The organism is Pseudoalteromonas sp. 120-MNA-CIBAN-0494 (genome assembly GCF_040308885.1).
Classification (GTDB): domain Bacteria; phylum Pseudomonadota; class Gammaproteobacteria; order Enterobacterales; family Alteromonadaceae; genus Pseudoalteromonas; species Pseudoalteromonas nigrifaciens.
In genome coordinates, this window is sequence record NZ_JBEOOE010000025.1 from 37,092 (window position 1) to 51,263 (window position 14,172).

The 14,172-nt window shown below is 40.8% G+C and carries 12 protein-coding genes and 3 tRNA genes; 6 read left to right on the forward strand and 9 right to left on the reverse strand.

Annotation, left to right across the window (positions count from 1 at the left end; translation table 11 throughout):
* The first annotated feature begins 17 nt into the window (after positions 1-17).
* Positions 18-806: a hypothetical protein gene (locus AAEY55_RS13775; protein ID WP_011327725.1), complete on the forward strand. Its 789-nt coding sequence runs from the start codon at positions 18-20 to the stop codon at positions 804-806.
* Between the two features lie 113 nt (positions 807-919).
* Here AAEY55_RS13775 and AAEY55_RS13780 read toward each other — a convergent pair whose 3' ends face one another.
* Positions 920-1,516, reverse strand: coding sequence for a hypothetical protein (locus AAEY55_RS13780; RefSeq protein ID WP_011327726.1), 597 nt, complete (start codon positions 1,514-1,516; stop codon positions 920-922).
* Between the two features lie 398 nt (positions 1,517-1,914).
* Between AAEY55_RS13780 and AAEY55_RS13785 the strand changes: the two genes are divergently transcribed.
* The 4 genes from AAEY55_RS13785 (at position 1,915) to AAEY55_RS13800 (ending at position 6,561) form a co-directional block, all read left to right on the forward strand.
* Positions 1,915-5,097 carry a PDZ domain-containing protein gene (locus AAEY55_RS13785; protein WP_407072708.1) on the forward strand — a complete coding sequence of 1,061 codons (3,183 nt, stop codon included), beginning with the start codon at positions 1,915-1,917 and terminating at the stop codon, positions 5,095-5,097.
* 126 nt (positions 5,098-5,223) lie between these two features.
* Positions 5,224-5,535: a monooxygenase gene (locus AAEY55_RS13790; protein WP_011327728.1), complete on the forward strand. Its 312-nt coding sequence runs from the start codon at positions 5,224-5,226 to the stop codon at positions 5,533-5,535.
* Between the two features lie 457 nt (positions 5,536-5,992).
* Positions 5,993-6,274: a type II toxin-antitoxin system Phd/YefM family antitoxin gene (locus AAEY55_RS13795; RefSeq protein WP_011327729.1), complete on the forward strand. Its 282-nt coding sequence runs from the start codon at positions 5,993-5,995 to the stop codon at positions 6,272-6,274.
* Complete coding sequence (locus AAEY55_RS13800; protein ID WP_089367973.1) at positions 6,271-6,561, forward strand: type II toxin-antitoxin system RelE/ParE family toxin; 291 nt, start codon at positions 6,271-6,273, stop codon at positions 6,559-6,561. The genes AAEY55_RS13795 and AAEY55_RS13800 overlap by 4 nt, the downstream gene beginning before the upstream one ends.
* Positions 6,562-6,647: 86 nt before the next feature.
* Here the strand turns inward: AAEY55_RS13800 and lnt are convergent, their stop codons facing one another.
* From lnt to miaB, 5 genes are read right to left on the reverse strand one after another with little or no spacing between them, the layout of a single operon-like run.
* Positions 6,648-8,198, reverse strand: a complete 1,551-nt coding sequence (gene lnt / locus AAEY55_RS13805; RefSeq protein ID WP_172459234.1) for an apolipoprotein N-acyltransferase — start codon at positions 8,196-8,198, stop codon at positions 6,648-6,650.
* Positions 8,179-9,063, reverse strand: a complete 885-nt coding sequence (corC, locus tag AAEY55_RS13810) for a CNNM family magnesium/cobalt transport protein CorC (RefSeq protein WP_011327732.1) — start codon at positions 9,061-9,063, stop codon at positions 8,179-8,181. The genes lnt and corC overlap by 20 nt, the downstream gene beginning before the upstream one ends.
* Before the next feature lie 22 nt (positions 9,064-9,085).
* Complete coding sequence (gene ybeY, locus AAEY55_RS13815) at positions 9,086-9,544, reverse strand: rRNA maturation RNase YbeY (RefSeq protein WP_350551796.1); 459 nt, start codon at positions 9,542-9,544, stop codon at positions 9,086-9,088.
* A gap of 4 nt (positions 9,545-9,548) precedes the next feature.
* On the reverse strand, positions 9,549-10,607 hold the full coding sequence (locus AAEY55_RS13820) for a PhoH family protein (RefSeq protein WP_011327734.1): 1,059 nt from the start codon (positions 10,605-10,607) through the stop codon (positions 9,549-9,551).
* Between the two features lie 50 nt (positions 10,608-10,657).
* Positions 10,658-12,106 (reverse strand): tRNA (N6-isopentenyl adenosine(37)-C2)-methylthiotransferase MiaB, encoded by a 1,449-nt coding sequence (gene miaB, locus AAEY55_RS13825; protein ID WP_086994706.1) that lies wholly within the window; start codon positions 12,104-12,106, stop codon positions 10,658-10,660.
* Positions 12,107-12,370: 264 nt separating this feature from the next.
* Here miaB and AAEY55_RS13830 point away from each other — a divergent pair, with 264 nt between their 5' ends.
* On the forward strand, positions 12,371-13,540 hold the full coding sequence (locus tag AAEY55_RS13830; RefSeq protein WP_089367975.1) for an FAD-dependent monooxygenase: 1,170 nt from the start codon (positions 12,371-12,373) through the stop codon (positions 13,538-13,540).
* 283 nt (positions 13,541-13,823) lie between these two features.
* On the opposite strand, the gene AAEY55_RS13835 is transcribed toward AAEY55_RS13830, so the two are convergent.
* The 3 genes from AAEY55_RS13835 to AAEY55_RS13845 all read right to left on the reverse strand — a co-directional run bounded on the left by AAEY55_RS13835 (position 13,824) and on the right by AAEY55_RS13845 (position 14,167).
* Positions 13,824-13,898 (reverse strand) — tRNA-Gln (locus AAEY55_RS13835).
* 39 nt (positions 13,899-13,937) lie between these two features.
* Positions 13,938-14,022: transfer RNA gene (locus AAEY55_RS13840), tRNA-Leu, on the reverse strand.
* Positions 14,023-14,092: 70 nt separating this feature from the next.
* Positions 14,093-14,167, reverse strand: a tRNA-Gln gene (locus tag AAEY55_RS13845).
* Positions 14,168-14,172: the final 5 nt, after the last annotated feature.

Sequence of the window (14,172 nt, forward strand, 5' to 3'; positions counted from 1 at the left end):
GTGGAATTTACTAAATTATGTTCGAAGATGAATTACTTTATGGATACAGCAGTGTATTAATTGCAGTTACATTGTTTATTGCGATCGTTATTTTTAACGAAATAGGCTTTAGAGCAGGGCGGTTTATTCAAGGCAGAACCGACAGTGAGGTTAAGACGCTAACGGGTTCTATTCAGGGCAGTATATTAGGTTTGTTAGCATTACTACTGGGTTTTACATTTAGCATGTCGATGCAACGGTATGATAACCGCAGCATGGCGTTAATAGATGAAGCAAACACAATCGGCACAGCCATATTACGGGTTGAATTACTGCCACAAGAATACAAAAAACAAGCCAATGAATTATTTAAAGAGTATGTAGACTTACGAGTTGCTATAGGCCAATTAGATTTAACCAAACACGCGCAGCGTAACGACTACAATAATAAAATAGCCAACCTACAGCGTCAGTTATGGTCATTGGCTATCGCAGCCACAAATGTTGACCCAAGGCCTGTAACCACAGGAGCGTTTGTAAAATCGCTTAATGATGTAATAGACAGCCAAGGAAAGCGAAATGCTTTATTGCAAATGCATGTACCTGAGGTGGTATTAATACTGCTCTTTATTGTTTTTATTTCGTCTGGTGGCATTATGGGTTATTCCGCAGGACTCAGTGGTAAGCGAATGATTGTGCCCATAGTATTGGTTTCTTTGTTAATTACTTTAATCGTATTTATTATTATAGATTTAGACCGGCCAAAGCGCGGGCTTATACAAGTAGATCAAACGGTAATGATTGAGGTTTCAGAAAATATTAAATAGTAATAAAGAAGGGGTTTTAATTTAAGCGCGTAAATAACAGTTATATTGTTTGCTGCTTTGGCGAACTAAATACTTATTTAGTTCGCCAATAAAAATGTTCGCGTAGTTTAAAATTACAGTAACGCTTTAACCTCAGGATCTGCAAACGCTAATTCAAAGCGCTCTTTATAAAGCATTTGTAAGTCGTTGGTATGCATACTTGGAATGTCTTGCTCGCCAGTAAAGTTTTTATTTATAAGCGTAGCACCAGTGCGATCCTTAATTATTAGATCAAAGTTATACCATGAGTTATCAGTAAAAGCGTGGTGATCATACTTCCATTCGTTAAGTACGATTATAATAGTCGCAGTATCGCTATCTGCTTTAATGTCATTAATATCGACCTGTGGTGTGGTAGCTATTAGCTTAGCGTTAATACCAGAGCGAATAAAACCAGCAGCAAGGCGTTTACCTAAGTGTTGTGGCATAGTTTCGCCAGTAATGATGTTTTGTGTATAAGGTATACCAAAGCCAGAGCGACTTAATCCTTCAAAACCAGAGAGTTTGTCACCATTTACAACATATGGGCGATGATCTACCACTGCAATTTGTATTTCATCAACTTGGGGCTTATTTAACGTAGGAGCTGCTTGTTCTGCAGTCATAATGGCCGTACAGCCGGTAGTTAAAAGTAGGGTAACAGCGATAAAGATTGAAGCTATTTTGTTCACATTATATTCCTTTTATGTGTATTTATGATTAAATAAAACCAAATTACAGATCGTTAGGTAATACCATGAAAGTAATGGATTTTATTGGGCAAGATAGTATTAACAAAAGCTGAATAAATCAAGGCAGTATTAACTTTTATTTTTTTAATGGGCTTAAAGTACTGCTTTTAGCTAGAGTAGGTATTTAAGATATTAAAATGTGAGTGAAATATATTATTAATTATTAAGCTTTTACAATGACTGTATTTACACCTTGTTACAGTAATTTGTCGCACAAAGCTGCAAACTGTCTTTTTATTGTTATTATGAAATGAAATAACATTGTAAGGACGATAACCTTGAAACTACGCACTTTATTAACAGCAATAGCAATTGCGGTTGCACCGGCAATATCGCCGATGGTTGCGGCTTATCAAACACAAGATACCCGCTTATTACGCTTTCCCGATATTCATAAAGAATCAGTTACCTTTGTTTATGCGGGCGATATTTATATAGCAAACATTAAAACAGGTAAAAGTACGCGCTTAACTGATCATATTGGTTTTGAAACTTTTCCTAAATTTTCGCCAGATGGCAGCCAAATCGCTTTTTCAGCCCAATATAATGGCAGCCGCCAAGTGTACGTAATGAACCGCGATGGCTCTGACTTAAACCAGCTGACCTATTATAACGACGTAGGTGTAATGCCGCCGCGCGGTGGTTTTGATTACCGCGTACTTGATTGGACCCCGGACGGTAAGCATATTGTGTTTAGAGCTAACCGCACCCCTTATGGTCAGCGTGTTGGCCGACCTTATATAGTGCCTGCTGCTGGTGGCCTAGAGCAACCATTAGCCATACCAGAAACTGGCGGTGGCATGTTATCGCCCGATGGTAAACAGTATGTTTATACACCCATTGATCGCGAATTTCGTACTTGGAAACGCACCCGTGGTGGGCGCGCACAAGATGTGTGGGTTTACGATTTAGAAAATAACAAATCAAAGCAATTAACAACCGACAGAGCAACCGACCAACAGCCTACTTGGGTTAACAATAACATTTACTACGTGTCGGACAGAGAATACACGCTAAATTTATACAAACATCAAGATGGCAAAAATCCGATAAAAGTAACTAACCACAGCGACTTTGATGTGCTTTGGCCCTCGGCTGGGCCCAACGCCATAGTGTATGAAAATGGTGGTTATTTGTATCGCTTTGATGACGCCACGCAGCAATCTGAAAAGCTGAGCATAAATGTTCAAGGTAACCGTGAACATACAATGGCCTACAGTAAAAATGTTAGTGACTTTATTGATTCAATGGACGTATCGCACGATGGAAAAAGAGTACTATTTACAGCACGCGGCGAACTGTTTTCTGTGCCGGTTAAAAATGGCCCAACCCGAAACTTAAGCCATACGCCAAAAGGGCGTGAAATATCGGCTACATGGTCGCCCAATGGACGCTATATTGCTTACATGAGTGATGAAACAGGCGAGTACGAAATTTACCTAAAAGACAGAGCTAACAATAACCAAGTTAAGCAACTGACCAGTAATGGCAGTATTTGGCGTTTTGAGCCAGTTTGGTCACCAGATAATAAAAAGTTATTGTTTAGCGATCAGAATCACACCCTGTGGTGGCTCGATATTAACACCGGTAAGCAGCGTAAAATTGATACCGCAAAATATAATGAAGATGGTTTAACTAGCTATATTTGGTCGCCTAATAGCGAGGATATAGTGTTTGTTAAAAATAACGAAAATCGCTACGCCTCATTATGGCATTACAATTTAAAAGACAAGCGCGTTACTCGCTTAACTGATGACATGAGCAGTGAGACAAACCCAGCGTTTTCTCCCGACGGGCAGCAATTGTATTTCACATCAGAGCGCGACTTTAATTTAACTTTTAGTAGCTACGAGTTTGACTACATGTTTAACAATGCAACCCGACTGTATTCGGTTGCAGTAAATAGTAAAATCAAGCCACTTAATACACCGCTGAGTGACGAAATAAGCATTGTTGACTCAAAAGCAGATAAAGACGATAAAAAGTCAGCTAAAGCACCCAGCAATTATATAGAAAGTAACGGCTTTATGAGCCGTGTTGTGGCGCTAAATGTACCTGCAGGAAACTACGGCGCACTAAGCGGCGTAAAAGACGGCGTATTAACACTATCGGCAGGAGAGCTTAAGTTAGTGCCTAATGCCGTTGATGGTGAAGTTGCCACAATAGCAGCAGGAGTGAGTAATTATAAAGTGTCGGCTAATGCTGAGCATATTATTGCTCGTGCAGGAAAAAACATTAGCGTAATAAAGCCAGAAGCTAAACAAGACTTAAAAGCTACGCAACTTAACTTGCAAGACATGGTATTAAAAATTGACCCGCAAACCGAGTGGGCACAAATGTATCGTGAAGGCTGGCGCACTCTGCGCGACTGGTTTTATGACGAAAACCATCATGGCCAAGACTGGGATGCTATTTTAGCGCGTTACCAACCTATGGCAGACGCTATTGCACATCGAGCCGACCTAGATTATGTATTAAGTGAAATAGCAGGCGAAATAAACTCAGGGCATATTTATGTTAACTCGGGCGATATGCCAACATCTCCTCGTTTACAGCATGGCTTATTGGGCGCAGAAATTAGCGCGCATAAATCAGGCTTTGTAAAAATAGAGACTATTTTTAAAGGCGAAAACTGGCACGAAAACTTTCGCTCACCGCTAAACGAAACCGGCATTAACGCCAATGTAGGCGATTACATAATTGCAGTAAATGGCCGCTCAGTAAAAAGCGTAGTCAACTTTTACGAACTACTAGAAAACACCCAAGGTAAATCGGTTGAATTACTACTCAGTAAATCACCAAGCCTAAAAAACAGCTGGAAAGTAATGGTAACGCCTATTGCCAGCGAAACTGGATTGCGTTACTTACAGTGGGCACAATCGCGCGCTGAGTATGTTAATAAGCTTTCAGATGGGCGTATTGGCTACGTGCATTTACCTAACACCCATTACGAAGGTAACCGTTCGTTATTTAAAAACTTTTTACCGCAAACTAATAAAGAAGCGATGATCATAGACGATCGTTACAATGGCGGCGGTTTTATACCTGAACATATGATCACTTGGTTAGCGCGTAAACCGCTTAACTACTGGAAACGCCGTGGTGTAGAGCCAACTAAAACCCCGCAGTTTGCACACGATGGCCCTAAAGCTATGCTGATCAATGGCTACTCTAGTTCAGGCGGCGACGCACTACCGTATTACTTTCGCCAAGCAGGTTTAGGCAAATTAATTGGTACGCGTACCTGGGGCGGTTTAATTGGTATTTCGGGCAACCCTGGGCTTGTAGATGGTGGCTCAGTTATTGCCGCTACTTTTAGAATTTTAGATAACGAAGGTAACTGGATCATTGAAAATGAAGGCGTAAGCCCAGACATAGAAGTGATTGATCGCCCAGAGCTTATTCAAGCCGGACAAGATCCGTCGATTGAACGCGCTGTAAAAGAGTTATTAAAAGAGCTTAAAGCAAATCCGAAAAAACCATTGGTAGTGCCAGCACCACCGAGTGAATTTGGTCGCTAATTGCAATAAATTAAGCTGCTAAGTTACGCAGCCTGTTAGCTACTTTGCGTGTGCTTGGTAGCTAACTAATTTATTAGAGTATTATTAAAAGCGTGATACCGCGCTTTAGTTAAAAGAGAGCTTATAGTGAAAAAATTATTACAGGTAGACTTTGATTTTGCAGGCCCGTTTGGGGAGCAAATGTCAGCAGCATTAAAAGATTTAGCCGAATCAATTAACCATGAACCCGGTATTATTTGGAAAATTTGGACCGAAAACCAACAAGGTCAACTTGCTGGTGGTATTTACCTATTTGAAGATGAAGCATCAGCTAATGCGTATTTAACTATGCACACAGCACGCTTAAAGGCTATGGGGGTTGCCCAAGTTCGTGGCCAATTATTCGATGTAAACCTGCCATTATCAGCGATTAATAACGCACCGCTTACCGTTAAATAGATTAGTTAAATAGTTAGTTAAATAGTTAAGCAGCCAAATAATAAGACGGGTTAAAAAATCATTTAAATTAAAGGCTGCCTAGTGCAGCCTTTTTTCAAAGCCCACAAATTAAATAACGTATTTTATATAGAGGAGTTACGCAAGAGCGGAGCGAAACCGAACAAGAGAATTAATAATACTCTATTCATCTCAGAGTGTTTAGATATGCTTTGCTACACAGAACATCCATGCTTTAGTTTTTAACAACATTCACAAAACATAAGTCGCTAAAGAAGGTGTCATATAAGCTTATTTAGCATCATTTTGATACTTAATAAGCTTGTTTACCTTAGAGTTAGTATAATTGGATTTATATACTTCGCTCGATATTGTTATTGAGCTTAAGTATAAAGTATTGTATTTAACATTTATTTTAACTATAGTTTGTACCATATAAAGTACAACTAAAGGTACGATCATGAGTAGGCTTCATTTAGATCAAGATATTCAGCCGCTTTCAGATTTTAGAGCTGGAGCTGCATCATTTATACGCCAAGTTAATGAAACCAGAAGGCCAATTGTAATAACTCAAAGGGGTAAAGGCGTTGCTGTGGTTTTAGATGTTGCTGAATATGAATCTATGCAGGAAAAAATAGAGTTATTAGAGGAAATACAAAAAGCTGAAGATCAACTCTCTATGGGGCTGGGTATTTCAAACTCAGATGCTCGTGCGCAAGTTTTAAAGAGTATTAAAGATTGAAAGTAGTTTGGTCGCCTTTAGCATTAGAAAAATTAGTCACTATGGCTAAATTTATTGCTTTTGATAAACCATCGGCGGCTGACAAATGGGTTAATGATATTTTTGATCGAACAGATTTACTTGGTACTCAACCTGAACTAGGTCGGGAAGTGCCAGAATTATTAGGCTCAAGATATCGTGAATTAATATTTGGTAGCTATCGAATTATTTATAAAGTTGAACATGAAATTAAAATACTCACATTACGCAATAGGCGTCAATTGCTTAGCTTGAGCGATGTAGAGTAATAATTAACCAGAAAAGTTAATTGTTAAGCCCAAAGACTGCGCTGGGCTTAATCTATTGCTAATTCTCTAAGTTTAGAATTTTTCATTTATCTCTTAAACCTAATCCCAAACCCGCCAACACCCAGCAACAACACAAATCCCCATACAAACATGTTGCCGTATTGGCTGTACACGCTGTCGCCTTGTATTAACTTAACGTCGGCTTTCATGGTGGTTGCTTCAAACTGTGGCATGCTTTGTTGCGTGTGGCTTATTGGGTCGTATACGCCGCTTACGCCGTTGTTAGTAACACGTATTAGTGGCCGCTGTAGCTCTAGAGCGCGCATGCGAGCGATTTGCATATGCTGGTGGGGGCCAATGGAGTCGCCAAACCAAGCATCGTTACTTACGGTAAAGAGTAAATCTGAGCTGTGCTGATAATTACCACGCACTAGGTCGGCAAATACTATTTCGTAGCATATAGCGGGTAGTATATTAAAGCCGTTAGCACGTAGGTTGTTTTGTACTTTGTCGCCACGGGTAAACGACGACATAGGTAAATCAAACAACGGTGCGATAGGGCGCAGTAAATCTTCAAATGGTACAAATTCGCCAATAGGGAGTAATTGGTGTTTTTGATAGCGGTTTTTATCTAGGTAGCGGTAGTGGCCGTGTTCATCATCTTTATTTTTATTACCCACTACTATAAGGGTATTAAAAATAGTTTTAGTGTCGAGTTGGTAGTCAACAACACCGGTAATTAGCGCGGTTTTATTAAATGAAGCGGCGCTGTCTAAGCCTGCTAGGTATGAGTCGGCAAGCGCTTCTATTTCGGGTACTGCGGCTTCGGGCCATACTATTAAGTCGGCGTCCCAGTGTGTGCGGGTTAGGTCTTGGTATTTACTCATGGTGGTCCAAAACTGGCTGGGATCAAAGCGCAGATTTTGTTTTATATTACCTTGTACAAGTAATGTCGACATGCTTTTTCCAGAGTACTGTGCTGTACCTGTGGTGTATGCACCGGCAAAAAGTAGTGCTAAAGCACTGCTGGTTATGGCCAATGTTTTAAAATCTTTTTGGCTTAGGCGATACAATGCAAAACCAATGGCAATACATACTAAGGTTAAACCAAATTCGCCAATATAAGGGGCAAGCAGTCTAAGTGGGCTGTCGGTTTGCGTATAACCAAAACTTAACCATGGAAAGCCTGTTAGTAAGTGTGCGCGTAAGTATTCGCTTATGGCAAAACTTACAATTAATAATGCGCCATAACTTTTAGGGCCGCTGGCAAAGCGAGTTGTTGCCCAAAAGGCAAGTGCAGGAAATAACGCTAAGTATGAACACAATAAGGCCATAAGCGCTAAAGAAGCGATTAATGGCATGCCGCCAAAAGTGGCTATAGATACATGTACCCAGCTAATACCAGCACCAAACCAACCTAAACCAAATATAAAGCCATATTTAGCGGCTGTTTTTGCGTGTGTTTTACCGGTGTTTTTTGGATTAATACAAAAAATGATGGCAGCAAGGCTAAAAAATGCAATGGGCCAAATTTCAAAGGGGGCATAGGCAAAAGTTAAAATAAGGCCCGCAATTAATGCGAGCCATGCTTTTTTATCTTTTGCTAATAAGGTGAACTTAGTTAGCAGAATCTTCACTGTAGTTATCATCAACCTTAGGAACGGTGACTTGCAGTTGCAAGATGCGGCGATTGTCAGAGTTGGTTACTTTAAATTGGTAACCTTCTATATCAATGGTTTCGCCACGGCTTGGCATGTGGCCAAAGGCATGTAATACAGTGCCACCAATAGTATCGGCGTCATCTGTGCTGTAACCTGTTTTAAAATGCTCGTTAAAGTCATCAACAGGGGTTAGCGCTTGTACTACGTAAACATGCTTAGCAAGTTGGCGAATATCTTGTTGCTCTTCTTCTTCGTCGTGCTCGTCTTCTATTTCGCCCACGATTATTTCAAGAATATCTTCAATAGTGACTAAGCCCGATACACCGCCGTATTCATCAATAACAATAGCCATATGGTAGCGTTGCTGACGAAATTCGTTAAGCAGGGTATCGACACGTTTACTTTCGGGTACTACCATTGCTGGGCGTAAATAATCGCGCAGTGAGGGCAGTAAGTCGTCTTTGTTTAAGATTAGGGGTAATAAATCTTTAGCGAGTAAAATCCCTTCTACATGGTCTTTGTCCTCACACACCACCGGAAAGCGTGAGTGCGTAGAGTGAACCATCATAGGTATGAGCTCTTCAAGCGGGCTGTCGATCTCAAGGGTGATCATTTGTGAGCGCGGCACCATAATGTCTCGCACTTTAAGCTTAGACACGCCAAGCACACCTTCAATCATCTCTTTGGTTTCTGGATCGATTACATCCCGCTCTTGCGCATCGGCAATTACTTCAACCAGCTCTTCTCTGTTCTGGGGTTCCCCTTGAAACTTTTGGGCTATTCGGCCCAGCCAGCTTTTTCCAGAAGAACCCTGGCTAGAATGCGAGTTACCGTCGCTCATTATATCTGATTACTCCGTTTATTTAAATTTCGTCCCGATATGGGTCTGCTATGTTTAGCTCAGCAAGTAATTGCTTTTCTATACTTTCCATCTCAAAAGCATCTTCACTCTTTATATGGTCAAATCCAAGCAAATGCAAGCATCCATGAATAACAATATGAGCAAAGTGGTCATGAAATGACTTTTCTTGCTCAATTGCTTCAGCCAATACAATAGCTGGGCAAATAACTAAATCACCTACTAAAGGAATATCTATTCCCGGTGGTGCTTCAAACTCAAACGACAGTACATTGGTAGGCTTGTTTTTACCACGGTAGTCGTTGTTGAGTTGTTGCGACTGCGCTTCGTCACTAATTACAATAGTGAGTTCAGATTCGTCGCGGTATTGGCTAAGGGCTTTGTCGGCCCAAAGCGCAAATTGTGCCTCGCTTGGTAAGTTGTCAAACTCACAGGCTATTTGTAAATCAAGTTCAGTGTTCACGGTATTACTCTTTAGTAGCAGGCGGTTGTTGAGCGGCAAGTTGCTCTCGGGCTTTTTGCTTTTCTAGGCGCATAAGTCGCTCGCTTTCATCGTTGCGCTCGTAGGCTTCAACAATACGCGCAACCACAGGATGGCGAACTATGTCTTGGGCTTTAAAGTGGTTAAAGCTTATTTCGTCTACGCCATCGAGTACTTCCATTGCATGGCGTAAGCCTGAGCGCACACCACGTGGTAAATCTACTTGCGTTATGTCGCCAGTAATAACCGCTTTTGAGTTAAACCCAATACGGGTTAAAAACATTTTCATTTGCTCTGCGGTGGTATTTTGGCTTTCATCTAAAATAATAAAGGCATCATTAAGCGTACGCCCACGCATATAAGCAAGTGGGGCAATTTCAATAACGTTTTTTTCGATTAGTTTTTCTACTTTTTCAAAGCCAAGCATTTCAAATAGCGCATCGTAAAGCGGGCGCAAGTATGGGTCGACCTTTTGGCTTAAATCGCCCGGTAAAAAACCGAGCTTTTCACCTGCTTCTACCGCTGGGCGGGTAAGCAATATACGGCGAATTTCTTGGCGCTCTAGGGCATCAACTGCAGTTGCCACAGCTAAGTATGTTTTGCCTGTACCAGCAGGGCCAATGCCAAAGGTAATATCGTGATGCAAAATATTAGAAACGTATATACCTTGGTTTTCGTTACGCGGCTTTATAACACCACGGCGCGTTTTAATCACCATTTCTTTGGTGTAAGTGCTGGTTGTGGCGTCTTGTTCAAGGGCGTTTGATTCGGTAATGGCTAAGTGCACGTTGTCGGGTTCTATTTCGCCAATTTCGCCGCGCACAGGTTGAGTATCAATATAAAGGTTTTTTAAAATTTCTACAGCGCTGGCGCTACTGTAAGTTTTGCCTGTGACTTTAAAAAAGTTATCGCGGTGGATAATTTCAACACCGAGTCGGCGTTCAATTTGTTTGATGTTTTCGTCAAACGGGCCACATAAAGAAGAAAGGCGTTTGTTATCGGCAGGTTCTAAATAAATCTCTAATGTTTTTAACTGATTACTCAAAATTACTTCCTATAGCATGGCGCCAGTGTTAACTGGCGCTAAAATTTCCACTAAGGGACGAAAGTAGCAACGCCAATTTCGTTTATAGTGTCAGGTTTAGGCTCAAGGCTTGCAGCTTTGGTTAAAATAGCTGAAGGAGCGATTTCACGACGTAAGTTCATTTCTGATTCTGTACGAATTAAGTCACCACGTAAAGAATTTGGTAGTGCCTCGGTAATACGTACGTCAACAAACTGACCGATCACTGTATGTGGGCCAACAAAGTTAACTACACGGTTGTTTTCGGTACGGCCACGTAATTCCATTGGGTTCTTTTTAGAAGGGCCTTCAACGAGTATACGCTGCTCTGTATCGAACATTTGACGGCTAATTTGTTGCGCCATTTGTGTAATACGATTTTGCAGTAAGTATAAACGCTCTTTTTTCTCTTGCTCGGTTACGTCATCTGGCAAGTCGGCCGCTGGTGTACCTGGGCGTGCACTGTAAATAAAGCTAAAGCTCATATCAAAACCAACGTCGCTAATTAGCTTCATGGTTGCTTCAAAGTCATCTTGGGTTTCACCCGGAAAACCAATAATAAAATCTGACGACATGCTTAAGTTAGGACGAATTTTGCGTAACTTACGAATTGTCGACTTATATTCAATTGCCGTATGGCCGCGTTTCATTAGGTTTAAAATACGGTCTGAACCACTTTGTACTGGTAGATGTAAATGATCTACAAGCTCTGGTACATCGGCGTATACGTCAACTATATCTTGGGTAAACTCTACTGGATGCGATGTGGTGTAACGAATACGGTCAATACCATCAATGGCAGCAATAAGACGAATTAAATCCGAAAAATAACAAATTTCGCCATCGTGTGTGTCGCCGCGGTACGCGTTTACGTTTTGGCCAAGTAGGTTTACTTCACGTACGTTTTGCTCAGCAAGCTGGGCAATTTCTAATAGTACGTCATCTACTGGGCGGCTAACTTCTTCGCCGCGAGTGTATGGTACAACACAAAAAGTACAGTACTTAGAGCAGCCTTCCATAATAGATACAAACGCAGATGGGCCATCGGCTTTTGGCTCTGGTAAACGGTCAAATTTTTCAATCTCTGGGAATGAAATATCAACAACCGATGAGCCTTTATCGCCTTGCACTTGTTTAATCATTTCTGGTAAACGGTGCAGCGTTTGTGGGCCAAAAATAACGTCTACAAATGGCGCACGCTGGCGAATAGAGTCACCTTCTTGTGAGGCAACACAACCACCTACGCCAATAATTAAGTCTGGCTTGTCGTCTTTTAACAACTTCCAACGACCTAACTGGTGGAACACTTTTTCTTGTGCTTTTTCACGAATTGAACAGGTGTTAAGTAAAATTACGTCGGCATCTGTTGCATCATCAGTTAGCTGGTAGCCATTGGTGGCATCTAAAAGTTCAGCCATTTTCTGAGAGTCGTATTCGTTCATCTGACAACCCCAGGTTTTAATATGCAGCTTTTTGCTCATTGAAATATTGCCTCGTGTTCAATTCGATAGTGGCACAAAAATGTGCTAGAAACAGGATTAAGTGAAATGCATTACTGCGCTATACCCACTTAAAGGACGCGTATTTTAGCTGGATACACACGTAAATCCAAGTATAGTTTTCATGTTTGTGATTTCAAATCAATGCAGCTTTAGTTTTATCCACAGTTGAGCGTATCCTTTGGCACATAACAAGCTAATTACGATACAATTAAAATAGTTTTAAGAAATTAAAAAGATGAGAACATGACAAAAAATAAAGTAATTGTTGTGGGTGCTGGCATGGTGGGTGCTGCTATGGCAATTAAACTTGCTCAGCAAGGTAAAGCAGTGCGCATAATAGAAAAAAAACTAATAAATCCACAGCAAGTTTTAAGCAGTGATCAGGTTGATATTCGCGTATCGGCAATAAATCGTTTTTCAGAAAAGCTGCTAGACGAATTGGGCGCAATGCCACTTTTAAAACAAAGCAGGTTAGCACCGTATCAACAATTAGAAGCATTTGAGCGCGGTGGCGATAATTTATTATTTGATTGCGCCGATATAAACACCACGCATTTAGGCCACTTAATTGAAAATAACCTAATTCAAGCCAGTTTATGGCAGCAATTTGAGCAATACAACATTGGAGTTATTGAGCAAGCAGCGCCTATTACGAGTATTGAGCAAACCTCAGATGCAATTACGCTAGTGTATGGTGAGCAAACGTATACCGCTGATTTAGTTATTGCAGCCGACGGCGGGCAATCGCAATTACGCGCTAAAGCCAACATAGGTATAACCGGTTGGCAGTATCAGCAGCACTGCATGGGCGTACTTATAAAACTTGATGCGCCGCAACAAGTAAAAACGTGGCAGCAATTTACTCCCACCGGCCCTTTGGCCTTTTTACCTATGCAGGCTCCTTACGCTAATTTAATTTGGTATGACGATGCCAATACACTGCAAAGCTTTAAAGGTTTAAACCCGCTGCAACTTAAAACACATATTGTTAAAAAATTTCCTGAGCTTGCCGGTGATTTTACCGTGTTAAAGCACGCGGTGTTTCCACTGGCTCGCCAGCACGCAAACAAATATTCGCAAGGGCGACTAGTGCTTGTAGGTGACGCTGCACATACTATTAACCCATTAGCCGGGCAGGGCGTAAATTTAGGCTTTCAAGACGTTGTAGCGCTTGCACAGGTGCTATTAAGTGCTGATGACATAGGTTGCCCATTAAAATTAAATGAGTATGAAAAATCGCGCCGCAAAGCAAACTTATTAATGATGAGTATGATGGATGCCTGCTACTTTGGCTTTTCTAATCAAATTGCGCCATTAAAATGGGCGCGTAGCCAATTTTTAAAAATAGCTAACAATACCGGACCGGTAAAAAACTGGGTTTTAAAATACGCTATTAGCGGCGAGTTAAATTAATACTAATTGCTATAACATTTGCGAACTATTGAAAAGGCTCATTTATGGGTCTTTTTTTATGCTTATTTATTGATTAAAAGTGCGGTAGCAGAGGGTTTGCTAATAAAATATAGCCACTAAAATACGGCTATTTAAATACAGTTATTAAAATAAGATTTTATAGATAGATTAAAAATACAGAAGTTTAAAATAAATAGATTTAAAATGAGTAGTTATGAGTACTTATGAGTAGTTATGAGTAATACAAAAGGAAGAGTAATTTAAGTAGGAAGTATAAACAAATTGGCTGGGATACCAGGATTTGAACCTGGGAATGCCAGGATCAAAACCTGGTGCCTTACCGCTTGGCGATATCCCAACTATAAATTTGTACAAGTTTTCGTTCTAGTTAAGAACATGGTGCGGAAGGAGAGACTTGAACTCTCACATCCTAAGATACTGGAACCTAAATCCAGCGCGTCTACCAATTCCGCCACTCCCGCATCACTAATTTGCTAATTTAAACTCTAAGCTAGAGCTATTCTTTAAACAACTTTCCTTGGTAGAAGAAGTTGGCTGGGATACCAGGATTTGAACCTGGGAATGCCAGGATCAAAACCTGGTGCCTTACCGCTTGGCGATATCCCAACAAA

Excerpts from the sequence above, each read along its gene's own strand:
- corC (WP_011327732.1), bottom strand. The coding sequence starts at position 9,063 with ATGAGCGACGGTAACTCGCATTCTAGCCAGGGTTCTTCTGGAAAAAGC.
- AAEY55_RS13785 (WP_407072708.1), top strand. The coding sequence starts at position 1,915 with ATGGTTGCGGCTTATCAAACACAAGATACCCGCTTATTACGCTTTCCC.
- AAEY55_RS13775 (WP_011327725.1), top strand. The coding sequence starts at position 18 with ATGTTCGAAGATGAATTACTTTATGGATACAGCAGTGTATTAATTGCA.
- AAEY55_RS13830 (WP_089367975.1), top strand. The coding sequence starts at position 12,371 with ATGACAAAAAATAAAGTAATTGTTGTGGGTGCTGGCATGGTGGGTGCT.
- AAEY55_RS13795 (WP_011327729.1), top strand. The coding sequence starts at position 5,993 with ATGAGTAGGCTTCATTTAGATCAAGATATTCAGCCGCTTTCAGATTTT.
- miaB (WP_086994706.1), bottom strand. The coding sequence starts at position 12,106 with ATGAGCAAAAAGCTGCATATTAAAACCTGGGGTTGTCAGATGAACGAA.